Consider the following 24,506-nt stretch of genomic DNA (forward strand, 5'->3'; position numbering starts at 1 on the left):
ACTTTGGGAAGACCATGGCTCTGTTGGTTCAGAAATTTGGCGGTACCTCCGTGGGTACCACGGACAGAATCGAAGCGGTTGCAGAAAAAATCTGTCGCTTCCGCGAGGAAGGGCACGACATTGTGGTGGTTGTCTCTGCCATGAGCGGCGAAACGAACCGGCTGATCGGGCTGGCGAGCGCGATCATGGAGGAACCGACACCCCGTGAGATGGATGTGCTGGTTTCAACAGGAGAGCAGGTTACCATTGCTCTGCTGTCTATGGCTTTACAGAAACGCAACTGTGAAGCCCGCTCTTATACCGGCGCCCAGGTGCGCATACTGACAGACAGTGCCCATACCAAGGCCCGGATCCGTCAGATTGATGAGCAGCGCATGCGGGAAGACCTGGCAGCAGGTCGTGTGGTCGTGGTGGCAGGTTTTCAGGGCATCGATGAGCTTGGCAACATTACCACTCTGGGTCGTGGCGGCTCGGATACCACGGCAGTGGCGTTAGCGGCGGCGCTCAGAGCGGATGAATGTCAGATTTACACTGACGTGGATGGCGTTTACACCACGGATCCCAGAGTGGTGGACAGTGCGCGCAGGCTGGATCGCATTACGTTCGAAGAAATGATTGAAATGGCGAGTCTGGGCTCTAAAGTGCTACAGATTCGCGCTGTTGAATTCGCAGGCAAATATAATGTCCCTCTCAGAGTGCTTTCCAGTTTCCAGGACGGCGAGGGCACACTGATTACTTTTGAGGATGAAAGTGTCATGGAGCAACCACTGGTTTCCGGCATCGCGTTTAACCGGGACGAAGCCAAACTGACTATTTCCGGTGTGCCTGATACACCGGGCATTGCTTTGCGTATACTGAAGCCGATCAGCAGCGCAAATATCGAAGTTGATATGATTGTCCAGAACGTCGGCGCTGATAATCGGACTGATTTCACCTTCACCGTGCACCGGAACGACTTCAAGCGTGCCCAGGAAGTGCTTCAGCGTGTTGCTGGTGAGCTGGGGGCTCGGGAGGTCAGTGGTGACAGCAAGATAGCGAAAGTGAGTATTGTGGGTGTGGGTATGCGCTCTCACGCTGGCGTTGCCACCAAGATGTTTGAGGCGCTGTCAGACGAAGGTATCAATATCCGGATGATCTCCACCTCGGAAATCAAGATTTCGGTGGTGATCGACGAGAAGTATCTTGAGCTGGCGGTTCGGGCGCTTCACAGTGCTTTTGAGCTGCATAAGCCTCAGATCGAGGCCTGATACGGCGGAGCACAGGTCGATTCGTCCAGCTCTTGTAAGAAAGGGAACCATTCCCGTGCTAGGCGCCAGAGCAGTCAGTGTAAGTGGTTGTTCTGCTCTCAACGTCTAGTGCGTGGCCCCACTTTAAATATTAAGCGTGCCGCTGAAGTCGGAACAGGTAGCTTTGATAAGGGAGCATAGAAAATGTTGATTTTGACTCGTCGTGTAGGCGAAACCCTGATGATCGGTGATGAAGTTACCGTAACTGTCCTGGGCGTGAAAGGAAACCAGGTGCGTATAGGTGTTAACGCTCCTAAAGAGGTAGCTGTTCATCGGGAAGAAATTTATCAGCGCATCCAGAGTGAGAAAGGCGACTCTGATGGGCCTGAGCCTGGCAATAGCTAAATATGAAGCCGTCTGAGAATACACAGGCGGTTTTTTTTGGCTTCGGTTTTTCTGTCTATCGAAATCGGTAAGAAAAACCCGGAGTCAACGCTATGAAAACAGAAAAATTATGGTACTATACGCCGCGTCTCAAGGAGAGGTGGGTGAGTGGCTGAAACCAGCTCCCTGCTAAGGAGCCATACGCATTGCGCGTATCGAGGGTTCGAATCCCTCCCTCTCCGCCATCTTCATTTTGGTGAAGAAAAGAGACTAGTGTGCGGCTGTAGCTCAGCTGGATAGAGTACTCGGCTACGAACCGAGCGGTCGGAGGTTCGAATCCTCCCAGCCGCACCATTATTTAAGTACATTCTGTCGTGAACCCGGAGCTTGAGCTACACTCTGAGGCCAGACGGAAGGGGAACCTGAAGAGGTTCAAACAAAGCACAAAAGAAATTTGCGGCTGTAGCTCAGCTGGATAGAGTACTCGGCTACGAACCGAGCGGTCGGAGGTTCGAATCCTCCCAGCCGCACCATATCAAACAAAGAACCCCGCCAAGTGCGGGGTTTTTTGTTTGCTCTCCGTCAATTTCCTGTTGATCGCTATTTGCACAATTCTCGCCCTCCAGCCTATGCTTAAATCTACAAGCAAATCCTTCGGCCAGGCTGCTCAAGATCTTCGAGCCTGAACTAGCCGGGCGTGAAGCAAAGTAAATCGTCGAGCGGCACCAACTGCGTTGAGACTGGGCGCTCCGTAAAACAGGAAAGGGAGCGAAAACATGAGCGGAAAAGATGGTGATGTAGCCGGGCGTGGTCGTCGTGACAGGCTTATCCAGGAGGAAATTCACGATCCGTATATGGCCCGAAGCAAGCCCAAAGAACCCGCCGCGTGCCCGGAGTGCGGAGCTGTTTTTCAAAAAGGTCGCTGGCAGTGGCCGGCGGAGCTGGTCGGTGAGGCAAATGATGTGATGTGCCCTGCGTGTGAGCGAATCCGGGACGATATGCCTGGTGGTATCCTTACACTGTCCGGCGGGTTTCTCGGTAAGCACAGGGATGAAATCCTGAGGCTTATCCAGAATAAGGTCGAGGAGGAGAAGGCTCAGCACCCCATGAAGCGGATGATGGGAGTCGAGGATGGTCCGGAAGGGGCGCTGATTGTCAAATTCACTGACCTTCATCTTCCCCGGGGCACCGGGGAAGCTATTGAGCGGGCCTATGATGGCGAGCTGGAAATCCAGTATACCAAGGCATCGAATCTGGTCCGGGTCTACTGGAACCGGGATGAGTGATGGGCAGCTCCGCGCCTGAGTGCGGTTATTTGTTTACCACATCAGATCATCAGGAATCTCATAACCGGCGTAGGGATCATCTTCCCCAAGGTCGTCTTTCTTGCGGTCATGAAGGACAACAACGGCATTCTCATCGCGCTCCATAATTTTCTTGGCAACGCCTTCAGCCACGATCTCATAACTGTCGTTGACGCACACAATGGCCAGCCGGCCGCGTGACAGTTGGTCCAACATGGTGTCGTCCACAAAGATTTTCTTGATCTTCTTGTCATGAACGAACTGGTAGGTGGTTTCGCCGTACTTGCGATCCAGCCGATTTGACTCCACCAGCTGGCGAATCTGGGCCTGCACAGCTTTGCGTTCAGCGATCTGTTGACGCTCCCGGTTCAGTTGCCGGTCGCGGTCTGCCTTTTCTGCCTGGGCCTGCTGTGCCCGAAGCTGGGTCTCATTAACTTCGGTGGTACCTTTGGGCTGTTGTTTGCGCTGCTTGTATTTTTCCTTTTTCAGGGCTTTGGCCTTTTTCTCGTCAGCCAGGCCAGCCTTCATTAATTGTTCCTGCAGTGATGCCATAATCAGATGCTTCCTCGTGTTTATGCCGGACGCTTTGGCTTTGATGGGTTAGTATACGCGCAGATAATGTCCTTCGGGGCCAACCGTATCAATGTTCAGGATTGTTTATGTCATCTTTTGACCAACTCGGGCTTTCGCCTGCCATGCTTGCCAATCTTACCCGGATGGGCTTTGGGTCGCCTACGCCGGTTCAGGTAGCCAGCATTCCACCCGCTGTCGCAGGCAGGGATGTCATCGCCATGGCCAAAACCGGGAGCGGGAAAACCGCGGCGTTTGGTGTTGGTCTTATCGAACGGCTTAATATCCGGCATTTTGCGGTTCAGGGTCTGGTACTGTGTCCCACCCGCGAGTTGGCCGACCAGGTCGCCAAGGCGCTGCGGGAGCTCGCGAGGGCGAGGGATAACGTAAAGATCCTGACCTTGTGTGGCGGGGTAGCCATTGGCCCTCAAATTGGCTCCCTAAGCCATGGGGCTCATATCGTTGTCGGCACGCCAGGACGAGTCCAGGATCATCTGCGCAAAGGTACCCTCTCGCTGGATAAGCTTCTGACAGTGGTGCTTGATGAGGCAGACCGGATGCTGGACATGGGTTTCAGTGAATCCATCAACGACATACTTGCCCAAACACCGGCACAGAAGCAGACGCTGTTGTTTTCAGCCACCTGGCCCAATGCCATCCGCACTCTGAGTGAGGCCTTTCAGGTCGACCCGGTGGATGTACGCGTGGCGGATACCGAGCCCGAGCTGGATATCGAAGAGCGGTTTTACGAGATCCAGCCCGGACAGCAGACCGATGCCCTGGCTGCGCTGTTATCAGAGTATCAGCCTGCGTCCTGTATTGCTTTTTGCACCACCAAACAGCAATGCGACGAGATTGAAGCCGCTCTGAACGTGCGGGGCTTCAGTGCGCTGGCGCTGCATGGTGATCTGGACCAACGGGATCGCGACGCGGTTCTCGCCCGCTTTGCCAACCAGAGTTGTGCCGTACTTCTCGCCACGGATGTGGCAGCCCGGGGCCTTGACATCAAGGCGTTGCCTCTGGTGGTTAATGTGGAGCCTGCCCGTGACCCCGAGATCCATACCCACCGCGTCGGCCGCACCGGTCGGGCAGGTGAGAAGGGGGTCGCTGTGACATTCTGCACTCCTTCCCAGGGGCACAGAGTGTCGCGGCTTGAAGCTGTTGCCGGAAAGCCTCTGGGGTGGGGCGATACTCCGGTACTGCTGGCAACGCCGGACCACCCGGTTCAGCCTGCACGACAAACGCTGTGTATCGCCGGGGGGCGCAAGGACAAGGTTCGTCCGGGGGATGTACTGGGCGCCTTAACCGGAGATGCTGGCCTTGCGGGGACTGCGGTAGGAAAGATCGATCTGTTTGAGTTTCAATGTTACGTGGCCGTAAACCGCGATGTTGTCCGGAAAGCACTCAAACGACTGGAAGCCGGTAAGATAAAAGGACGGAAATTCAGGGTTCGAATGGTATAGAGGAACACCTGGAGCAGATGGGAGTGGGTGTATAAAAATGCACAGTTGGTGGCGTGAAATGAGCATTATGTTATTTGATTTGGTTGCTCATAAATCGGTAAAACGGTAAATTACGCAGGATTTTGCCCCCCGATTCTGACGGGGTTTCGCATTTCGGGCCTGTCAGGTCGGGGAGAATCGAACAACTTTACAGGTAGCCCATTTATGAATGAGCTGATGTCACAAGCCATCGAACTGATGGTCGCGGGTATGGGATTTGTTTTTGTATTCCTGATAATCCTTGTGCTTGCCACTTTGCTCATGTCAAAGATCGTTATCCGGTACTCAGCGCCGGAGCCGGTAACCCCGGCACGCTCATCACGTGCAAAACAACCAGCCCGGTCACCGGTTGACCCCGGTACGGCTGAAGCCATCAAAAAGGCAATTGCACAATACCGGTCACGCCACAAGAAGTGATCCGGCAAACGAATAGAACCTTTTAACAGAAGGCTGACACGATGACAGACACAAAGAAGCCGCTGGGGATAACGGACGTCATATTGCGTGACGCTCACCAATCTATCCTCGCCACCCGCATGCGTCTTGACGACATGCTGCCCATCGCCGAGAAACTCGACAAGGTCGGTTTCTGGTCACTGGAATCCTGGGGCGGAGCGACATTTGATGCTTGCATCCGCTATCTGGGCGAAGACCCCTGGGATCGCATTCGGCAGCTCAAGAAAGCCATGCCAAACACGCCACAGCAAATGCTGCTGCGCGGACAGAATCTGTTGGGCTACCGCCACTACGCAGACGATGTTGTTGAGCGCTTTGTGGACCGGGCTGCAGAGAATGGCGTTGATGTGTTCCGTATTTTTGATGCGATGAACGATCCCAGGAACCTCGACACCGCCATCAAGGCAGTTCGCAAGACCGGGAAGCATGCACAGGGTACTATTTCCTACACCACCAGCCCCGTCCACACCATTGAGATGTGGGTAGAGCTGGCCAAGGAAATTGAATCCATGGGCGCTGACTCCATTGCCATCAAGGATATGGCTGGCCTTTTGAAGCCCTATGTGGCGTTCGATCTGGTTACCCGGCTCAAGAAAGAGCTGAAAGTGCCCATTCATATGCAATGTCACGCCACCACCGGTATGTCTACCGCGACCGCTTTGAAAGCGGCTGAGGCTGGCATAGACAACGTTGACACGGCGATTTCTTCCATGAGTATGACCTATGGTCATTCACCCACCGAAGCGGTAGTGGCCATTCTGGAAGGAACGGACCGTGATACCGGGCTTGACCTCCATCTGTTGGAAGAGATTGCTGGCTACTTCCGTGAAGTTCGCAAGAAGTACGCAAAGTTTGAAGGCAGCCTGAAAGGGGTCGACTCGCGCATTCTGATTGCTCAGGTTCCAGGTGGCATGCTGACCAATATGGAAAGCCAGTTGCGTGAGCAGAACGCCGGCGACAAGTTTGATGAAGTATTGGCAGAAATTCCGAAGGTCCGGGAAGACCTTGGCTTTATTCCCCTGGTAACTCCGACCTCGCAGATTGTGGGCACCCAGGCTGTGCTGAATGTGCTGACGGGCGAACGCTACAAGTCTATCTCGAAGGAAACCGCGGCGATTCTGAAAGGTGAATACGGCTCTGCTCCGGCCCCCTTTAATAAAGAGCTGCAGGAACGTGTGCTTGAAGGCAAAGAAGTTATCACCTGTCGTCCGGCGGATCTGATTGAGCCGGAAATGGACAAGTTGACCGAAGAGCTCACAAAACTGGCAGAAGAGAAAGGCATCAAGCTTGCCGATCAGAAAGTGGACGATGTGCTGACTTACGCGTTGTTCCCGCAGATTGGCCTGAAATTCCTGGAAAATCGCGGTAACCCGGACGCATTCGAGCCGGTTCCGACCGCAGAAGATGCCGCCACTGGCAAGGCGCCGGCCAAAAAGGCTGGCCCCGAGACCTACACCGTTACGGTCGACAACAAAGAGTACGTTGTGGCGGTAACCGAGGGCGGCGAAATCAGTCAGATAGAGCCCAAAGGTGGCGCGGCAGCAAGCGCTCCGGCGGCTTCGGCAACACCAGCACCTGCGGTGGGTGAAGGTGAAGTCGTTCCGGCGCCGCTGGGGGGCAATATTTTCAAGATTCTGGTGTCACCGGGTGATGCGGTTGAAGAGGGCGATGTGCTGATTATTCTCGAGGCCATGAAAATGGAAACCGAGATCCGCGCACCGAAAGCCGGCACGATCGGCGAAATCTTCATCAAGGTCGGTGATGCCGTCGCTGTTGATGATGAAATGCTGACAATCGCATAAGGGCCAGCATTCCATGGATAAATTACTGACACTCTGGACGGGCAGTGGTCTGTTCAATATTGAAATCGGCCAGGTCGTCATGATTCTGGTTGGTCTGTTGCTTCTGTTTCTTGCCATTCGCAAGGGATTTGAGCCATTGCTGCTGGTGCCGATTGGCTTTGGTGGCATTCTGGCGAATATTCCGGAGGCCGGCCTGGCGCTCTCGGCGGCAGAAAATGCCATTCATTTTGCCAAGCCAGAGGTGTTGGCGGCCTTGGCCGGAATTCTCGAAGTGCCATTCGAGCTCGGTCAGGCGGTCACACCGGAGATTAAAGATGTCTTCAAGGAAGCCTATAAGGACGCTGGTGCAAGCGCAATCAGTGCTGTCAATCTCACTGCCCAGAACTACGGTTATGGGAATGGCATGCTATACAATTTCTACACAGTGGTTATTGGCAGCACCGTTGGGCCCCTGATCATTTTCATGGGCGTTGGTGCCATGACAGATTTCGGACCGCTGTTGGCGAACCCGAAGACGATGTTGCTGGGTGCGGCGGCCCAGTTTGGTATCTTCGGGACCGTATTGGGTGCGGCACTGCTTGATTGGCTGGGTATCCTTGATTTCACCATTCTGGAAGCTGCCGCTGTTGGTATCATCGGTGGTGCGGATGGCCCGACATCCATCTATGTGTCCAGTGTTCTGGCTCCCCACCTGATCGGTGCGATTGCTGTGTCCGCCTATGCCTACATGGCTATGGTGCCGATGATTCAGCCTCCTATCATGAGGGCGCTGACCACTCAGAAAGAGCGGGCCATCAAAATGTCCCAGCTTCGCCCGGTGAGCAAGAAAGAGAAGATCATTTTCCCGCTGGTGGTGCTGATTGCGGTCGTTCTGTTTCTGCCAGATGCAGCGCCCCTGTTGGGTATGTTCTGCTTCGGTAACCTGATGCGCGAGTGTGGGGTAGTCGAACGCCTGAGCGACACTGCCCAGAATGCGTTGATCAACATCACGACCATTTTCCTGGGTCTGTCTGTTGGCTCCAAGCTAATGGCGGACAAGTTCCTGGACGCCCAAACGCTGGGTATTCTGGGCTTGGGGATCGTGGCCTTTGGTGTGGGTACCGCTTGCGGTGTTCTGATGGCGAAGCTGATGAATCGCTTCACCAAGGAGCCTATCAATCCGTTGATCGGGTCTGCCGGTGTATCGGCCGTGCCGATGGCGGCGCGAGTATCCAACAAGGTCGGTCTGGAGGCCAACCCCCACAACTTCCTGCTGATGCATGCCATGGGTCCGAACGTGGCTGGTGTTATCGGCTCCGCGGTTGCTGCGGGCGTGATGATCAAGCTGTTGGGATAAGATTAGCCTGATCGCGTTCAAAAGCCCCATCCGGTTACTGCCGGATGGGGCTTTTTTATGAGCGTCTCATTAATGAAAATCTCTTGAAGGCACCTGCATGGTCTGAATCAGATGGCTCAGATCCGACAACTTGCCTGCCATCACATGGGCAACATTGCCTTCCCGTTCGAGAATACCTTTCACATGCATCAGACGAGCAGTCAGTAGTGGCTGGCGTTGGTGTCTGGCAGTATCGAGCCAGACCACCACGTTAATGTTGCCAGTTTCGTCTTCCAGAGTCACAAAGGTGACACCGGAGGCTGAGCCCGGTCGCTGCCGGCCGGTTACCAGGCCGACCACCTGGACCGGCCGGCCCGGCTCGGCGGTGAGTAATTCCCGGCCGTTCAGGCACTGGCGAAAGTGCCCCTGCGCCCTGAGTATCGCAACCGGATGCCGCCCCAGGGTGAGACCCTGGGTGGCGTAATCTTCCAGGGTGTCCTGGCCTTCGCTGGGCTGTGTCAGCGCTACCGGGACGTCTTCGAGATAACTGGCCGGGGCTTCGCCCACGAACAGTTCTGCCGGCGCGGTATGTCCGAGTAATTGCCAGTATGCCTGACGCCGGTTCTCACTGAAGTCGGACAGGGCATTGGCCGCCGTCAGGGTTTCCAGGCTTTGTTGGTCCAGCCCGGTGGTTTGCCTGAAGTGGGCGATGCTCTGGTAGCCGTTTGGGGGTCGCTGGCTGACCACCTTTTGTCCTGCCTGCCTGGACAGCCCCCGAATCAGGCGCAGGCCGAGTCGCAGGGTTTGATACCGGTTCTCCAGGGTATGATCCCATCGGCTGATATTCACATTCGGCGGGAGCACCTCAACGTTATGGCGTCTTGCGTCCTGTACCAGTTGGGAGGGGGAGTAGAAGCCCATGGGCTGGCTGTTGAGCAGGCCACAATAAAAAGCCGGTGGGTAATGATGTTTGATCCAGGCGGAAACATACACCAGCAACGCAAAACTGGCGGCGTGGGATTCGGGAAAGCCGTAGCCGCCGAAACCGCATATCTGCTTGTATATCCGCTCGGCAAAGTCGGCGCTGTGTCCCCGTTCCAGCATACCGTGAAGAAGTTTGTCCCGGAATGGCGTCATGTCACCATGAGATTTCCAGGCCGCCATGGCGCGACGAAGCTGATCGGCCTCGCCCGCACTGAAGCCAGCGGCAACCATGGCAAGCCTGATGACCTGTTCCTGAAATATGGGTACCCCAAGCGTGCGCTCAAGCACCCCGCGGATAGCCTCATTTGGGTATTCAACCTTTTCCAGCCCGTGTTTCCGGCGCAGGTAAGGGTGAACCATATCGCCCTGAATCGGGCCGGGGCGAACAATGGCCACCTCTATGACAAGGTCGTAGTATTTCTCCGGCTTCAGGCGGGGCAGCATATTGATCTGTGCCCGTGATTCGACCTGGAAGACGCCAATGCTGTCGCCTGCCTGCAACATGCCATAGACGTGGCTGTCATCCGAAGGAATATCCTGCATGCGGACGGTGTGGCCTTGCTGTTCGCTGATCAGCCCCAGGGATTTACGGATCGCCGACAGCATACCCAGCGCCAGCACGTCCACTTTCATCAGCCCCAGGCTCTCCAGGTCGTCTTTGTCCCACTGAATGACGGTACGGTCAGCCATGGCGGCATTTTCAATGGGCACCAGTTCGGCCAGCGGGCCGGCACTGATCACAAAGCCGCCCACATGCTGGGACAGGTGTCGAGGGAATCCCAGCAAGGTGTTGACCAGGGTAAAAAACTGGTTAGCCACTTTCGGGTTGCGGGTCAGCTTTTTATCAAGGATCTGCTGACGCCAGTCTGTCTCACGGTCTCTCCAGTCAATACCGTTGAGCAACTGTTCCACCAGGGTGGCATCAAGCCCCAAGGCTTTGCCGACGTCCCGAAGGGCACTGCGGGGGCGGTAGCGGATGACTGTGGCGGCAAGAGCGGCACGCTCACGGGTATAACGACGATAAATATACTGGATGACCTCTTCGCGACGTTCGTGCTCGAAGTCGACGTCTATATCCGGTGGCTCGTTCCGGTCCCTGGAGATAAAGCGCTCGAACAGCAGCTCGACTTTGCGCGGGTCTACTTCGGTGATTCCCAGGCAATAGCACACGGCGGAGTTGGCTGCTGAGCCCCGGCCCTGGCAGAGAATGCCCTGAAGGCGTGCGAAGTTGACAATGTCATGAATGGTCAGGAAGTAATGCTCATAGCGCATCTCAGAGATGAGCGCGAGTTCTTTCTTGATCAGTGCCTGAATGGGCAGCGGAGTCCCTTCCGGAAAGCGGGTCTTTTCGCCTTTCCGGGTCAGCTGGGCCAGATAACGGGCTGGGCTCATTCCTTCCGGAACCAGATCTGGTGGGTACTCATATTTCAGCGAACCGGGATCAAAGCTGCATAAGTCTGCGATCGTTATCGATTCTTTCAGCCAGGCTTCCGGGTACAGGCGCTGCAATACCGGTATTGGCCGCAGATAGCGCTCGCCGTTCTGGAACAGGTGTTTGCCGGCGGTTTCCAGGGTGCAGCGGTGACGGATAGCGGTCAGCACATCCTGCAACGGTTGGCGGTCCCGGCGGTGGGTGTGAACATGACCCGCAGCGGTAATGGCGCATTGTAGACCGCGGGCCAGTGCGTCCAGTTGTTGCAGGTGCTCTTCTTCACGGTTTTCCAGTGTTCGCTCCGCCGTCAGCCAAAAACGGGAACCGAAAATATCGCGCAACCATTGGCCACACTGGCGGGCATCCTCGAAGGCCACCTGATAAAGCTTTTTCGGGGCCCACAGACAGAGACAATGATCCAGTCCGTGCTTTGTCAGATCTTCACCGCTCAGATAATACTGACCCTTGGGAGCACGCCGCCGGGCTGTGGTGATCAACTGGCAGAGCTGACCGTAACCGATCCGGTCCCGGGCCAGCAGGATAATTTCGGTGGCAAGACTGTCGGGATCTTCGCTGACCGCAAAATGGCTGCCGGTGATCAGTTTCACCGGGCTGTTTTTCAATGCGGCCCAGGCTCGGGGAATACCGGCGACGGAGCAGGTATCGGTTATAGCCAGTGCCGTATAGCCCAGCTCAAGCGCCCGGGCTGCAAGCTCCTCCGGATGAGATGCTCCGGTCAGGAAGGTGAAATTGCTGAAGCAGTGCAGTTCGGCGTAAGACATGAGGGGGCCTACCCGAACCAGCCGTGAATGTACCAGCCACCGCTGACATCCCGGAATAGCCAGCCAAGCTGGCCGGTATTTAATTGCGCAATATAGTAATCCCGCTGTACACGCTCGCCGTCCCACCAGCCACCACTGATACGCTCCGGTCCGGCCAGCCAGGCCTCCGGGAGGTGATGGACGGCCTGTGGTGCGCGCAGCAGCCACAGGGGGCGCTGGGGGAGATGGGAAAGGCGGACATCCAGGTTCGGTGCTGTTTTCCCGGGCTTCGCCAGGGCCCGTTGCATCCAGGCTTTTTCAGGCCGGTGATCCGGATGGGAAACCATCGTGTTTATAGCGGATTCTCCGAGCCTGGCCTGAAGCCGGCTGATAAGGGTCTGCCAGGCCTCGTCCGGGTCTGACTCTGTGCCGAAGAGGTCGGTGCCGGCAGGCTGGCCCCGGGCAATGAGCCGGCTCACTGTCAGGGTCATGGCCATAACCGGAGCTGCCAGTTGCTGTTGTTCCAGCTGGATTCTGGCCAGGGCCATGAACGCGGCCGCCTGATGTTCAGGGCCTGCGGTACGAATGGCCAGGTGAGTTTCGGCATGGTCCCGGTGGTGAAAAGTCAGTTTCAGATAATCGGTGTCCTGCTGGCGCCATTGCAGGTCTGATTCCAGTTCTCCCAATGCCCTTTGCAAGGGAAACAGCAAGCCGGCCATTTGTTCAATGTCGCTGACAAAATCCATCCGTTGACGGAAGTGGTGGGGAAGCTGCCAGGGTGTTTGCGGGTCGGGGCGGGTGCCCTGTATTTGCTGTAACCGCTGCAGGGTTTCCGGCTCTAGGCGATGGGCGATTTCATTGGCAGGTAATGACAGAGCATCGTTCAGGTTAAGAAGACCGAGTTTACCCAGTCGCTTCACGGTACGCTCAGGTAAATCAACCTGTTCAATCGGCAGAGTCTGCATCAGGCCTTTTAGGATTTCCGGACAATCGGTGCACTGACCACGGTTGATTTGTGCCAGGTAGCGGGCTGCAGAAGGGGTGAGGGCGGTAGCCATCTGGCCGGTCAGTTGGCGACTTTTCAGTTCTTCTGTCAGCTTCTGCCATAAGGAAGGCAGCCCTCCGTAAAGGCGTTTCAGACTACTGACTTCGGTCAGTAAACCGTTGGGCGGATACAGGCTGATGTAGTCGGCCAGCCGGTAAAGCCAGCGGGCTTGCTGTGCCAGTGCCCGCTGCTCCCGTCCGCTATCCATGCGGGCAATAACCAGTTCCGGAGCGAGGTTGACCGCTGTTTTTAACCGCATGCCGGCGCGTACCCCAAGCTCATGTGCTGCGCGATTGGCCTGGTAAACAAGCCCATGGCCGGGCTCTGACACAATCAGGGGCGTTTTTCCGGCCTGGTCCTGGCTGATATGCTCCAGTAACAGGTTGGGCAGATGAATATACAGCCATAGCATGGTCAGGGAGTCTGCGCCGTGGCGTTAGAATCCGGCCAGGGGCCGCGAATCACCCGGTCACTGCCGGGCGCCTGCTCCGGAAACCGCCCGGGCAGCGACAGCGTGCAATCACTGCCTTGCAATCCGCCCCGTCGTTTCAGTATGCGGACATTCAGCTGTCGGTCGGGCGCCGGAGACAACTGAAGGCGTAAAGCTGCCGGTGAACTTTCCTCGCCCGCCCGAGTGTGCCGAAAAAGAATGCATAACCCGCCGCCGGCTTCAGCGGCCAGCTGAAGCCGGCGTATGTGCCGGATTTTCAGTGGCCCCGGCCAGGCCATCACCAGGCCGGTAACGCTTGAGCGCAGGCAGTTCTCCAGTGTCCACAAAGTGTCGGCTGACTTTTCCGTTTGCACCACCACCAGGCGTGACAAATCCAGGTTTTCCCGTTCCAGGGCGGGGGCATAGGGTGTGTATGGTGGGTTGATCCAGAACACCATGCGATCAGCAGCGAGTTGGCGCCGAATCAGTGGTAACAATAGCTGAAGTTCGCCAATGCCGGCGTTATCCAGCAGGCATTCCGTCAGCGCACTCCGGGGCCAGCCCACACCCCGAAGACAGTAGTCCAGGGCTTCGTAACCGGTGGATTCTTCAGGCTCCGGAGGGCGGGCCTGGTGCCCGGCTTGCCAGACGCGGGCATCCTGAAGCAGGGTGTCCAGTAATTCTTTCATGATGGCTTCATTCCAATATACTGTTCAAATATACAGTATATTGAGTTCTCCGGAATTTCAACTGCGGTCACTTTGGGCAGACGTTATGGCGGGCTTGATTCCAGCCGTGGGGGAGTTCAGGCTGGTAACTGTTGATCACACGGGAGATTTGATATGAGTAATCTGACAGAGCAGGCCTGCGAGGCGTGCAGTTCTGATGCGCCGAAACTCTCACCGGCAGAGCAAAACGAACTGCTTCAGCAACTTCCGTTCTGGACGCTAGTAGAGCGTAACGGTGAAGAACAGCTGGAACGGCTATTCAAGCTCAAAAATTTCGCCGAGGCCCTGGCGTTTGCCAACAGGGTGGGTGAGTTGGCGGAATCGGAGGGTCATCACCCGGCTATTCTGGTGGAATACGGCAAGGTGACGGTGAACTGGTGGACCCATAAAATCGGCGGACTTCACCGGAACGATTTCATCATGGCCGCCAGAACGGACGCCTTACACGAGTCCTGACAATCGGCTATCATGCGCTGTCATTGTTAATCACGTTACAGAGCAGCAAGAGTCCCATGGAGCATACATACCGTCTGGTGATTTCCTGTCCTGACCGGGTAGGCATCGTCGCTAAAGTCAGTAACTTTCTGACCACCTACAACGGCTGGATTACCGAAGCGAGCCACCATTCCGACAGTCAGGCCGGCTGGTTTTTCATGCGGCATGAGATCAAGGCCGACTCGATACCCTTCGGGCTTGACCAGTTCCGTGCCGCTTTCGAACCTATCGCCCGGGAATTCGATATGCGCTGGCATGTGGCCGATTCCGCCAAGCCCAAGCGTGTGGTGCTGATGTGCAGCAAAGAATCCCATTGCCTGGCTGACCTGCTGCACCGCTGGCACAGCAAGGAGCTGAACACAAAAATTGTCGCGGTTATCTCTAACCATGATGATCTTCGCCGCATGGTCGACTGGCACGATATTCCCTACCATCATATTCCGGTGACGAAAGACAACCGGGAGGAGAGTTTTGCAGAAGTCAGTCACCTGATTGATGGCTACGAGACCGATGTGGTGGTGCTTGCCCGCTATATGCAGATATTACCGCCGGACTTGTGTGAGCGTTACGCCGGACGGGTAATCAATATCCATCACAGTTTTCTGCCGTCTTTTGCCGGCGCCCGCCCTTATCACCAGGCTTACAGCCGTGGTGTAAAGCTGATTGGAGCTACCTGTCACTACGTCACCCAGGATCTGGATGAAGGCCCGATTATCGAGCAGGACGTCATTCGGGTGAACCACAGTGATTCCATTGAAGATCTGGTGCGGCTGGGCAAGGACGTAGAGAAAAACGTGCTGGCCCGAGGGTTGCGGGCGCACATTGAGGATCGGGTAATCACCTACGAAAACAAAACCGTGGTATTTGGTTGATTTACGGTCATTGTTTGCCAGCCCAAAGCCACCCTTTCAGGCTTCGGATGTGTTAGTATTATGCGCTTGTTAATGGCCGGCATGAGAGGCTGTGTCGGGACCCTTTTTGCCTGCTGACAGGGGGGCGTTCAGACATTGCTTTGGCCCGCCCAGACAGACAAGAGCGGGCCTGATCTGCTCCATATAAACGACGACTTCCAGCAAACGCAAAGGAACCTTTCTCGATGGGTGAATTAGCCAAAGAGATCCTGCCGGTAAATATTGAAGACGAACTTAAACAGTCCTACCTCGATTACGCCATGAGCGTCATCGTCGGCCGGGCGCTTCCGGACGTTCGGGACGGCCTCAAGCCGGTACACCGCCGCGTTCTGTTCGCCATGTCCGAGCTGAGTAACGACTGGAACAAGACCTATAAAAAATCCGCCCGTGTGGTCGGTGACGTGATCGGTAAGTATCACCCCCACGGTGACTCTGCGGTGTACGACACCATCGTACGTATGGCCCAGCCATTCTCATTGCGGTATCCGCTGGTGGACGGCCAGGGCAACTTCGGTTCCATCGATGGTGATAACGCCGCAGCCATGCGTTATACCGAAATCCGGATGAAGAAGATCGCCCACTCGTTGCTGGCCGATCTGGACAAGGAAACCGTCGACTTCGTGCCCAACTACGACGGCACCGAGCAGATCCCCGAAGTGCTGCCGACCCGGGTGCCTAACCTGCTGGTTAATGGCTCTTCCGGTATTGCGGTGGGCATGGCGACCAACATTCCGCCTCATAACCTGACCGAAGTCGTTAACGGCTGTCTGGCGTTGATTGATAACCCGGATATGACTGTCGACGAGCTGATGGCATACATTCCCGGCCCAGACTTTCCTACCGAAGGCATCATTAACGGTCGGGCAGGCATCGTGGAAGCCTACCGCACCGGTCGGGGCCGCATTTATATCCGCGCCCGTCATGAAATCGAGCATGACAACAAGACCGGTAAAGACGCCGTCATCATCACCGAGCTGCCTTATCAGCTTAACAAGGCGCGGTTGATTGAAAAGATTGCCGAGCTGGTGAAAGAGAAGCGCCTGGAAGGCATCACCGAGCTGCGGGATGAGTCCAACAAGGAAGGCATCCGGGTGGTTATTGAGCTGCGTCGTGGTGAAAACCCCGACGTGATCATCAACAACATGTTTGCTCACACCCAGTTGCAGACGGTGTTCGGTATCAACATGGTTGCGTTGATAGATGGCGAGCCCCGGATACTGAACCTGAAGGAAATGCTCGATGCCTTCATCCGTCACCGCCGGGAAGTAGTAACGCGCAGAACCATTTATGAGCTGCGCAAGGCCAGAGAACGGGGTCATATTCTGGAGGGTCTGTCGGTTGCGCTGGCCAACATCGATGAAATTATCGAGTTGATCAAGCAGTCGCCATCGTCCGCCGAGGCCAAAGAAAAACTGATCGCACAGGGCTGGGGGTCGGAAGGCGTTATGGCGATGCTGGAGAAAGCAGGCAAAGATGCCTGCCGTCCAGATGACCTGCCGGAAATCTACGGTCTCCGTAACGGGCTTTATCATCTGTCGCCGGACCAGGCCCAGGCCATTCTGGATCTGCGTCTGCACCGTTTGACCGGTCTGGAAACCGAAAAACTCCAGAACGAGTACCGCGAGATCATTGAGAAAATCGCCGGCCTTCTGGAGATTCTGGCAGATCCTGACCGCTTGCTGCAGGTTATTCGCGAAGAGTTGCAGGCCATTGTTGAAGAATATGGCGACAAGCGTCTTACCGAAATCACCAGCTCCAAGCGCGACCTGACCATTGCCGATCTGATTGATGAAGAAGATCTGGTTGTCACCATTTCCCACGGTGGTTACGCCAAGACGCAGGCTATTGAAGATTATCAGGCCCAGCGTCGTGGCGGTCGTGGTAAAGCGTCCACATCAATGAAGGAAGAAGACTTCATTGAGAAACTGTTGGTCGCCAATTCCCACGATACCATCCTGTGCTTTACCAGTCGGGGCAAGGTGTACTGGTTGCGGGTGTTCGAGATTCCCAGGGCCAGCCGTGCCTCCCGCGGACGGCCTATGGTCAACATCCTTCCGCTGGAAGAGGGCGAGCGCGTTACAACCTTCCTGCCGGTCAGGGATTACCCGGAGGATCACTTTGTTCTGATGGCAACCTCTGCCGGTATCGTCAAGAAGACACCGTTGCCGAACTTCTCACGGCCACGCAGTAGTGGTCTGATTGCGCTGTCCCTTGATGAAGGAGACACTCTGATCGGTGCCGCCATTACCAAAGGTGATGCAGAAGTAATGCTGTTCTCCACGGCTGGCAAGGCAGTGCGATTCAACGAAGATGCCATTCGTCCTCTCAGTCGGACTGCACGCGGTGTACGCGGTATCCGTATGCCGCCGGAGCACCACGTTGTCTCGCTGATCATTCCGCAGGATGATGATGGCATTATCCTGACTGCCAGCGAACACGGTTACGGCAAGCGGACTCAGATTTCCGAGTTCCCCACATACAGTCGTGGCAGTCAGGGCGTTATTGCGATGCAGTGCTCTGATCGTAATGGCCGTCTGGTTACGGCGCTGCAGATGTTCGACGGCGACGAGATGATGCTGATCTCTGACAAAGGTACGCTGGTTCGTACCCGTACTGACGAAGTGTCGGTCTTGAGCCGTAATACCCAGGGTGTTCGTCTGATCAAGCTGAGCCAGGAAGATGAACGGTTGGTCGGTGTTGAGCGGATTGCGGATACCGGCGAAGAGGCACCCGATGTCGAGGGTGAAGAAGCGGCCGACAACGAGCAGGCTGACGACGCAGGTGAGGGTGCCAGCGAAGAGTGAGTTTGCTTGCCGGTATGTCTTTGTCTCCAGGCGTTAGCGGGCCCGGAGGCAAAGGCTCTAAAGTTGAAAGACGAGAGATCAGTGGCAATGACCAGGGCGTATAATTTTTGTGCAGGTCCGGCGATGCTGCCGGAGAGTGTACTTCAGCAGGCGCGGGATGAGATGCTGGACTGGCGCGGAACCGGCATGTCAGTGATGGAGATGAGCCATCGCAGTGATGAGTATGTGGCCATCGCCAACGCGGCAGAGCAGGATTTCCGGGATCTTGCCGGCGTGTCGGACGAGTATGCCGTGCTGTTCATGCAGGGGGGCGCGAGCAGCCAGTTTGCAACCGTGCCGTTGAACTTGTTGGGTGAGAAATCCTCTGCGGATTACGTCAACACCGGTATCTGGTCCACCAAAGCAATTGCCGAAGCCCGCCGGTACGCCAAAGTAAATGTGGTCGCCAGCAGCGAGTCCTCTGGCTTTCTGGAGGTACCGGACCCTTCTGTCTGGCGTTGTGACCCTGATGCGGCCTATCTGCATTACACGCCCAATGAGACCATCGGCGGCCTGGAATATGACTTCGTGCCCGAAACCGGCGATGTGCCTCTGGTGGCCGATATGTCATCCACCATTCTGTCCCGCCCGATCGATGTCTCGAAGTTCGGTGTCATCTACGCTGGCGCCCAGAAAAACATCGGTCCTTCCGGCCTGGTCGTGGTCGCTGTGCATAAAAGCTTGCTGGGCCGCGCCCGCAAGGAAATTCCGACCATGATGGATTACAAGGTCACAGCGGATAATGGCTCCATGTACAATACGCCTTCAACTTACTCCTGGTATCTGGCTGGCCTTGTTTTCCAATGGCTGAAAGCCCAGGGTGGTGTTGAGGCTATAGGGCAGGTCAATGCCCGGAAGGCGGAAAAACTCTACGGTTTTATCGATGCCAGTGATTTTTACGCCAACCCGATTACCCCGCGTTTCCGGTCCCGGATGAACGTCCCGTTCACGCTGGCTGATGACGCTTTGAATAACGCGTTCCTCAAGGGTGCCGAGGCGCGCAAGCTGCTCAACCTGAAAGGCCATCGCTCAGTGGGCGGCATGCGCGCAAGTATCTATAACGCCATGCCGGAAGCCGGTGTGGATGCATTGATTGATTACATGACCACCTTCGAGAAGGAGCGGGCCTGACCATGACCGACGAGCAGACCCGGCTCGGTGAGCTGCGTGACGAAATTGACCAGCTTGACCGCCAGATTATGGACCTCATCAGCGCCCGTGCCCGCTGTGCCCAAGAGGTCGCAGCGGTAAAACTGGCGGCCCATCCTGGTGAAGATGTGTTCTTCTACCGCCCGGAACGTGAAGCCCAGGTATTACGCCGGATCAAGGAGCAGAACCCGGGGCCCCTGTCCGGCGAGGAAATGGCCCGGCTGTTCCGGGAAATCATGTCCGCCTGTCTGTCTCTCGAAAAGCCCATGCATATCGCTTTTCTCGGGCCAGCAGGAACGTTTACCCAGTCCGCAGCGCTCAAGCATTTTGGCCACTCTGTGATCAGTGTTCCGCTGCCCGCCATCGATGCAGTTTTCCGTGAAGTGGAATCCGGTGCAGCCCACTATGGCGTGGTGCCGGTGGAGAATTCTACCGAAGGCATGATCAACCATACCCTTGATATGTTCATGTCGTCGCCGCTGAAAATCTGCGGTGAAGTGCAGTTGCGGATTCATCACCACCTGATGTGCGCGCCAGATACCGACGAGAAAAATATCAGCCGGATCTATTCACACCAGCAGTCTTTTGCCCAGTGCCGCCAGTGGCTGGATGCCAACCGGTACGGCATTGAGCGAGTCACCGTCAGCAGTAATGCTGAAGCTGCCCGTCGAGCGTCGGAAGAGCCGGGCACGGCGGCGATTGCGGGTGATATGGCAGGAGAGTTGTATGGGCTTGAAAAGCTGGCTAATAGCATTGAAGACCGGCCCGATAACACCACCCGGTTCCTGATTATTGGCTGGGAAGCGGTCAGCCTGAGCGGGCATGATAAATCGTCCATTCTGGTGTCAATGCGCAACAAGCCCGGGGCGCTTTACCAGCTGCTCGAACCTTTCCATCGCCATGGCCTGAGTCTGACACGCCTCGAAACCCGTCCATCGCCAAGCGGTACCTGGGCCTATGTCTTCTATATCGATTTCGAAGGCCATATGGACGACCCGAAGGTCAGTAAAGTTCTGGCGGAAGTCGATGAGGAAGCAGTTGAGTTGAAGCGTCTGGGCTCTTATCCCATTGGTGTGCTTTGATGGCCGTGCACTGTTTGGCTGGCCGGGTCCCTGGTTCGGAGGAATAGATAATGCCGATTAATTATCAAGCGCTTGCAGTACAAGGTGTTCAGGGCCTTATGCCTTACCAGCCCGGCAAGCCAATTGATGAGCTGGCCCGGGAGCTTGGCCTTGATCCTTCAGGTATTGTAAAACTGGCCAGTAACGAAAACCCCCTGGGTCCCAGCCCCCTTGCGTTGGAGGCTGCCCGCAAAGCCCTGAGTGAGTTATGTCGCTACCCGGATGGCAACGGTTTCAAGCTGAAGGCGAAATTGTCTGAAAAGCTCGGTGTGTCTGCAGCGCAGATTACGCTTGGCAATGGCTCCAACGACGTGCTTGAAGTGATCGCTCGCAGTTTTGCCGACGCCAGCACCGATATTATTTATTCCCAGTATGCCTTTGCGGTGTATCCGTTAGTGACCCGTGCCATTGGTGCCCGTGGCGTGGAAGTGCCCGCCAAAAATTGGGGGCATGACCTTGCGGCCATGGCAGCGGCTGTCACCGACCAAACCCGTTTGATTTTTGTTGCCAACCCCAACAACCCGACTGGCACCGTGCAAAGCGCCGAAGCGGTGGAGAAGTTCCTGGCAGCAGTGCCTGAGCGGGTCATCGTGGTGCTCGACGAGGCCTATTGTGAATACCTCGAAGGTGACGAACACCAGCGCAGCCTTGCTCTGTTGTCCCGTTATCCGAACCTGATTATTTCCAGAACTTTCTCGAAAGCCTGGGGGCTGGCTGCTTTGCGGGTAGGCTACGGCATTGCATCGGCAGAGATTACCGATATTCTCAACCGTGTGCGTCAACCGTTTAATGTGGACGCCATCGCCCAGGCAGCTGCGACAGCAGTGCTGGACGATGATGATTACCTCGTCCGCTCGAGACAGGTAAACACTGCCGGGCTGAAACAGCTTGAGCAGGCTTTTGATGAACTGTCGCTCTCCTATATCCCTTCCTCAGGCAACTTTATAGCCGTGGATGTGGGGGAGCAGGCACCGGTTATCTTTAACCAGTTGTTGGCCCAGGGTGTCATTGTGCGGCCGGTAGCCGGTTATGGCATGCCACGGCATCTGCGGGTGTCAGTTGGCTTGCCGGCAGAGAACCAACGTTTTATTGAGGCGTTAACCCACGCTCTCGAGATGCCAGAGGACCAATCGGCCCATGGGTGAAACCGTTCCGGTCTTCCAGCGTGTTGCCATTATTGGTCTGGGGCTGATCGGCGGCTCGTTGGCATCAGCCATCAAGAAGCACAACCTGGCTGCCATGGTCGTCGGCGCAGACCAGAGTCAGAGTGACTTGGCGTATGCGTTGAAAAATCGGGTGATTGATGAGGCGGCAGCTTCGGTTGCCGAGGCTGTCAAAGATGCGGATCTGGTGGTGATCGCTGTGCCGGTGCGGGCAACCGAAGCTGTTTTGCGGCAGGTAAAGCCCGCTCTCGGGGCGCAGGCACTGCTGACTGACGTGGGCAGCACCAAGGCCAGCTTTGTAAACGCCGTTCGCTCCGTTTTCGGTGAGCGGCTGCCAGCGTGTATTCCGGGTCATCCGATTGCCGGTTCCGAGAAGAGTGGTATTGCGGCCGCTAATCCGGAACTCTTTGCCAGACACAAGGTAATCCTCACGCCCCCGGACGATGTTGATGCCACCCAGCTCGCCAGGCTCAGCGCGCTGTGGGAAGGTTGTGGTGCCCGGGTGCTGACGATGGCTGTGGAATATCATGACGAAGTGCTGGCGGCCACCAGTCATCTGCCTCATCTCATCGCTTTTTCATTAGTGGATACGCTGGCAGGAGAGGACGAGAATCTTGATATTTTCCGTTACGCGGCGGGCGGCTTCCGTGACTTTACCCGTATCGCCGCCAGCGATCCGGTGATGTGGCACGATATTTTTCTGTCCAACCAGCAAGCGGTGCTGAGGGTTATTGATCATTTTACCCATGACCTGGACCAGCTGCGAACAGCCATTGCAGAGCAGGATGGAGCCACACTGCTCAGGGTTTTCAGTCGTGCCAAGGCGGCACGGGAACACTTTTCAAAAATGCTTTCAGGGCAGGCCTACGTGACGACCAACAAGCAGAAGCAGGTAACCTTCAATGTTCAGCCCGGCGGTAAGATGACCGGCGATATCCGTGTGCCCGGCGATAAATCCATGTCCCACCGCTCCATCATGCTTGGTGCGCTGGCGGATGGGATCACGGAAGTGAATGGTTTTCTTGAGGGCGAGGACAGTCTTGCGACCCTGCAGGCGTTTCGTGATATGGGCGTGACTATCGAAGGCCCGGACAATGGTTTTGTGCGTATCCGCGGAGTCGGAATTGATGGCCTGCAGGCGCCACGCGGACCGCTGTATCTGGGTAATTCCGGAACGGCTATGCGCCTGTTTTCGGGGTTGTTGGCGCCCCAGGCGTTTGATTCTGAACTGACAGGTGATGCCAGCCTTACTGGTCGGCCGATGGGGCGGGTAGCGGATCCGTTGAGATCAATGGGAGCCATAATCGAGACTGCAGAGGGGGGTAGGCCGCCGCTCAAAATCAAAGGTGGTCAGGTCCTTGAAGGTTTTCATTACGATATGCCGATTGCCAGTGCTCAGGTCAAATCCTGTCTGCTGCTGGCCGGCCTCTTCGCCAAGGGCACAACCTCGGTGACCGAGCCTGCCCCAACCCGTGATCATACGGAGCGTATGCTGGCCGGTTTTGGTTACCCGGTGAAGCGGACCGGGGCAACCGCGAGTGTTGTCGGCGGCGGCCGCCTGGCTGCAAGCGCCATCGATGTGCCGGCCGATATTTCGTCGGCGGCCTTTTTCCTGGTCGCGGCCACTATCGCCGAGGGCTCGGACCTGACACTGCGACATGTCGGCATGAATCCGACCCGGGTTGGCGTAATCAATATCCTTCGCCTGATGGGCGCAAACATTGAAGTCAGCAATGAACGTGAGGCTGGCGGTGAGCCGGTCGCCGATTTGCGTGTGACGTCAGCCAAGCTGCACGGTATTGATATACCGGAAGCGGAAGTGCCACTGGCGATAGACGAATTTCCGGTGCTGTTCATCGCAGCCACCTGCGCCGAAGGTAAAACCGTTTTACGGGGTGCTGAGGAGCTTCGAGTCAAGGAAAGTGATCGCATACAGGTCATGGCTGATGGTCTTGAACAGTTGGGTGTGCATACCACCGTGACACCGGACGGGATCGAGATCGTGGGCGGCCAGACCTTGGGTGGCGGGACCGTGGACAGCCACGGAGACCATCGGATTGCCATGGCTTTTGCAATGGCAGCGTTGCGGGCAGAGGGTGCGATTACGATCACCGATTGCGCCAATGTGGCCACCTCATTCCCCGGATTTGTTGAGCTTGCACAACAGACGGGCATTCATATAACAGCCGAGGGGGCCTGATCCATGACCGTACCAGTCATCACTATCGACGGTCCGGGTGGTTCTGGCAAAGGAACCATCACCCAGATGCTGGCACGGCGACTGGGCTGGCATTTACTGGATAGCGGCGCGCTTTATCGTTTGACGGCGCTGGCAGCAAAACGTCAGGGTATCTCTTTCAATGATGAGGAGGGACTTGTCGCCGCTGCGCTCAATCTGGATGTTGCTTTTGAGCCGACCGCGCCGGGTGAGCCGGTTCGGGTTTTGCTGGCCGGCGAGGATGTAACCGGAGACCTTCGCACCGAAAGTTGTGGTGATGACGCCTCCAAAATAGCCGTTATCCAGCCCGTAAGGGACGCGTTGTTGCAGCGCCAGAGAGATTTTCAGAAAATGCCCGGGTTGGTTGCGGATGGCCGTGATATGGGAACCGTTGTGTTCCCGGATGCACCGGTCAAGATTTTTCTTACTGCCAGCGCGCAAGAGAGAGCAGAACGGCGATATCGCCAGTTGAAGGACGCTGGTGTCGGTGTTAACATTGACGCCCTTTTAGAAGAGATCAGGGCGCGTGATGAGCGAGATATGAATCGTTCTGCCGCCCCGCTAAAGCCTGCAGAAGATGCGCAAGTCATTGACTCGACAGGCTTAAGCATAGAAGAGGTGTTGGATCAGGTAATGGCCTTGGCAGGTCAGGCCTGAGCGCATCTTT

The 24,506-nt window shown here is 56.2% G+C and carries 19 protein-coding genes and 3 tRNA genes; 18 read left to right on the top strand and 4 right to left on the bottom strand.

Features of this window, described 5'->3' with window-relative positions; translation table 11 throughout:
• Positions 1-14 precede the first annotated feature (14 nt).
• The 6 genes from F6Y09_RS11550 to F6Y09_RS11575 all read left to right on the top strand — a co-directional run bounded on the left by F6Y09_RS11550 (position 15) and on the right by F6Y09_RS11575 (position 2,896).
• Complete coding sequence (locus F6Y09_RS11550; RefSeq protein WP_152207092.1) at positions 15-1,247, top strand: aspartate kinase; 1,233 nt, start codon at positions 15-17, stop codon at positions 1,245-1,247.
• Between the two features lie 183 nt (positions 1,248-1,430).
• Entirely contained in the window at positions 1,431-1,631 is a 201-nt protein-coding gene (csrA, locus tag F6Y09_RS11555) for a carbon storage regulator CsrA (protein WP_152207093.1), read from the top strand.
• A 133-nt stretch (positions 1,632-1,764) separates the two neighbouring features.
• Positions 1,765-1,855 (top strand) — tRNA-Ser (locus F6Y09_RS11560).
• Between the two features lie 32 nt (positions 1,856-1,887).
• Positions 1,888-1,964: transfer RNA gene (locus F6Y09_RS11565), tRNA-Arg, on the top strand.
• Positions 1,965-2,066: 102 nt separating this feature from the next.
• Positions 2,067-2,143, top strand: a tRNA-Arg gene (locus F6Y09_RS11570).
• Between the two features lie 243 nt (positions 2,144-2,386).
• Entirely contained in the window at positions 2,387-2,896 is a 510-nt protein-coding gene (locus tag F6Y09_RS11575) for a BCAM0308 family protein (protein ID WP_152207094.1), read from the top strand.
• Between the two features lie 33 nt (positions 2,897-2,929).
• On the opposite strand, the gene F6Y09_RS11580 is transcribed toward F6Y09_RS11575, so the two are convergent.
• A complete protein-coding gene (locus F6Y09_RS11580) occupies positions 2,930-3,466 on the bottom strand; it encodes a DUF2058 domain-containing protein (RefSeq protein WP_152207095.1) in 537 nt (178 codons plus the stop codon).
• A gap of 107 nt (positions 3,467-3,573) precedes the next feature.
• Here F6Y09_RS11580 and dbpA point away from each other — a divergent pair, with 107 nt between their 5' ends.
• The 4 genes from dbpA to F6Y09_RS11600 all read left to right on the top strand — a co-directional run bounded on the left by dbpA (position 3,574) and on the right by F6Y09_RS11600 (position 8,580).
• Positions 3,574-4,947, top strand: a complete 1,374-nt coding sequence (gene dbpA, locus F6Y09_RS11585; RefSeq protein WP_152207096.1) for an ATP-dependent RNA helicase DbpA — start codon at positions 3,574-3,576, stop codon at positions 4,945-4,947.
• Positions 4,948-5,151: 204 nt separating this feature from the next.
• The gene (locus F6Y09_RS11590) at positions 5,152-5,403 is read left to right on the top strand and encodes an OadG family protein (protein ID WP_152207097.1); all 252 of its coding nucleotides are present in this window, start codon (positions 5,152-5,154) and stop codon (positions 5,401-5,403) included.
• 41 nt (positions 5,404-5,444) lie between these two features.
• On the top strand, positions 5,445-7,244 hold the full coding sequence (oadA, locus tag F6Y09_RS11595; protein ID WP_152207098.1) for a sodium-extruding oxaloacetate decarboxylase subunit alpha: 1,800 nt from the start codon (positions 5,445-5,447) through the stop codon (positions 7,242-7,244).
• A gap of 13 nt (positions 7,245-7,257) precedes the next feature.
• Positions 7,258-8,580: a sodium ion-translocating decarboxylase subunit beta gene (locus tag F6Y09_RS11600; protein WP_152207099.1), complete on the top strand. Its 1,323-nt coding sequence runs from the start codon at positions 7,258-7,260 to the stop codon at positions 8,578-8,580.
• 69 nt (positions 8,581-8,649) lie between these two features.
• Here F6Y09_RS11600 and F6Y09_RS11605 read toward each other — a convergent pair whose 3' ends face one another.
• From F6Y09_RS11605 to imuA, 3 genes are read right to left on the bottom strand one after another with little or no spacing between them, the layout of a single operon-like run.
• Positions 8,650-11,757 carry an error-prone DNA polymerase gene (locus F6Y09_RS11605; protein ID WP_152207100.1) on the bottom strand — a complete coding sequence of 1,036 codons (3,108 nt, stop codon included), beginning with the start codon at positions 11,755-11,757 and terminating at the stop codon, positions 8,650-8,652.
• A gap of 8 nt (positions 11,758-11,765) precedes the next feature.
• Positions 11,766-13,193 carry a Y-family DNA polymerase gene (locus tag F6Y09_RS11610; RefSeq protein ID WP_152207101.1) on the bottom strand — a complete coding sequence of 476 codons (1,428 nt, stop codon included), beginning with the start codon at positions 13,191-13,193 and terminating at the stop codon, positions 11,766-11,768.
• 2 nt (positions 13,194-13,195) lie between these two features.
• A complete protein-coding gene (imuA, locus tag F6Y09_RS11615; protein WP_152207102.1) occupies positions 13,196-13,900 on the bottom strand; it encodes a translesion DNA synthesis-associated protein ImuA in 705 nt (234 codons plus the stop codon).
• Positions 13,901-14,053: 153 nt separating this feature from the next.
• On the opposite strand from imuA, the gene F6Y09_RS11620 reads away from it, so the two are divergent.
• From F6Y09_RS11620 to cmk, 8 genes are all read left to right on the top strand, one after another.
• A complete protein-coding gene (locus tag F6Y09_RS11620) occupies positions 14,054-14,395 on the top strand; it encodes a 4a-hydroxytetrahydrobiopterin dehydratase (RefSeq protein ID WP_152207103.1) in 342 nt (113 codons plus the stop codon).
• A 56-nt stretch (positions 14,396-14,451) separates the two neighbouring features.
• Positions 14,452-15,306: a formyltetrahydrofolate deformylase gene (gene purU / locus F6Y09_RS11625; protein WP_152207104.1), complete on the top strand. Its 855-nt coding sequence runs from the start codon at positions 14,452-14,454 to the stop codon at positions 15,304-15,306.
• 224 nt (positions 15,307-15,530) lie between these two features.
• Positions 15,531-18,149 carry a DNA gyrase subunit A gene (gyrA, locus tag F6Y09_RS11630; RefSeq protein WP_152207105.1) on the top strand — a complete coding sequence of 873 codons (2,619 nt, stop codon included), beginning with the start codon at positions 15,531-15,533 and terminating at the stop codon, positions 18,147-18,149.
• Between the two features lie 87 nt (positions 18,150-18,236).
• The gene (serC, locus tag F6Y09_RS11635; RefSeq protein WP_152207106.1) at positions 18,237-19,319 is read left to right on the top strand and encodes a 3-phosphoserine/phosphohydroxythreonine transaminase; all 1,083 of its coding nucleotides are present in this window, start codon (positions 18,237-18,239) and stop codon (positions 19,317-19,319) included.
• A gap of 2 nt (positions 19,320-19,321) precedes the next feature.
• The gene (pheA, locus tag F6Y09_RS11640; RefSeq protein WP_152207107.1) at positions 19,322-20,419 is read left to right on the top strand and encodes a prephenate dehydratase; all 1,098 of its coding nucleotides are present in this window, start codon (positions 19,322-19,324) and stop codon (positions 20,417-20,419) included.
• Positions 20,420-20,469: 50 nt separating this feature from the next.
• Positions 20,470-21,603 (top strand): histidinol-phosphate transaminase, encoded by a 1,134-nt coding sequence (hisC, locus tag F6Y09_RS11645; RefSeq protein WP_152207108.1) that lies wholly within the window; start codon positions 20,470-20,472, stop codon positions 21,601-21,603.
• A complete protein-coding gene (locus F6Y09_RS11650; RefSeq protein ID WP_152207109.1) occupies positions 21,596-23,821 on the top strand; it encodes a bifunctional prephenate dehydrogenase/3-phosphoshikimate 1-carboxyvinyltransferase in 2,226 nt (741 codons plus the stop codon). Before hisC ends, F6Y09_RS11650 begins: the two co-directional genes overlap by 8 nt.
• A 3-nt stretch (positions 23,822-23,824) precedes the next feature.
• Positions 23,825-24,496: a (d)CMP kinase gene (gene cmk, locus F6Y09_RS11655; protein WP_152207110.1), complete on the top strand. Its 672-nt coding sequence runs from the start codon at positions 23,825-23,827 to the stop codon at positions 24,494-24,496.
• The last annotated feature ends 10 nt before the right edge of the window (positions 24,497-24,506 follow it).

The organism is Marinobacter changyiensis (assembly GCF_009193265.1).
Taxonomy (GTDB): domain Bacteria; phylum Pseudomonadota; class Gammaproteobacteria; order Pseudomonadales; family Oleiphilaceae; genus Marinobacter; species Marinobacter changyiensis.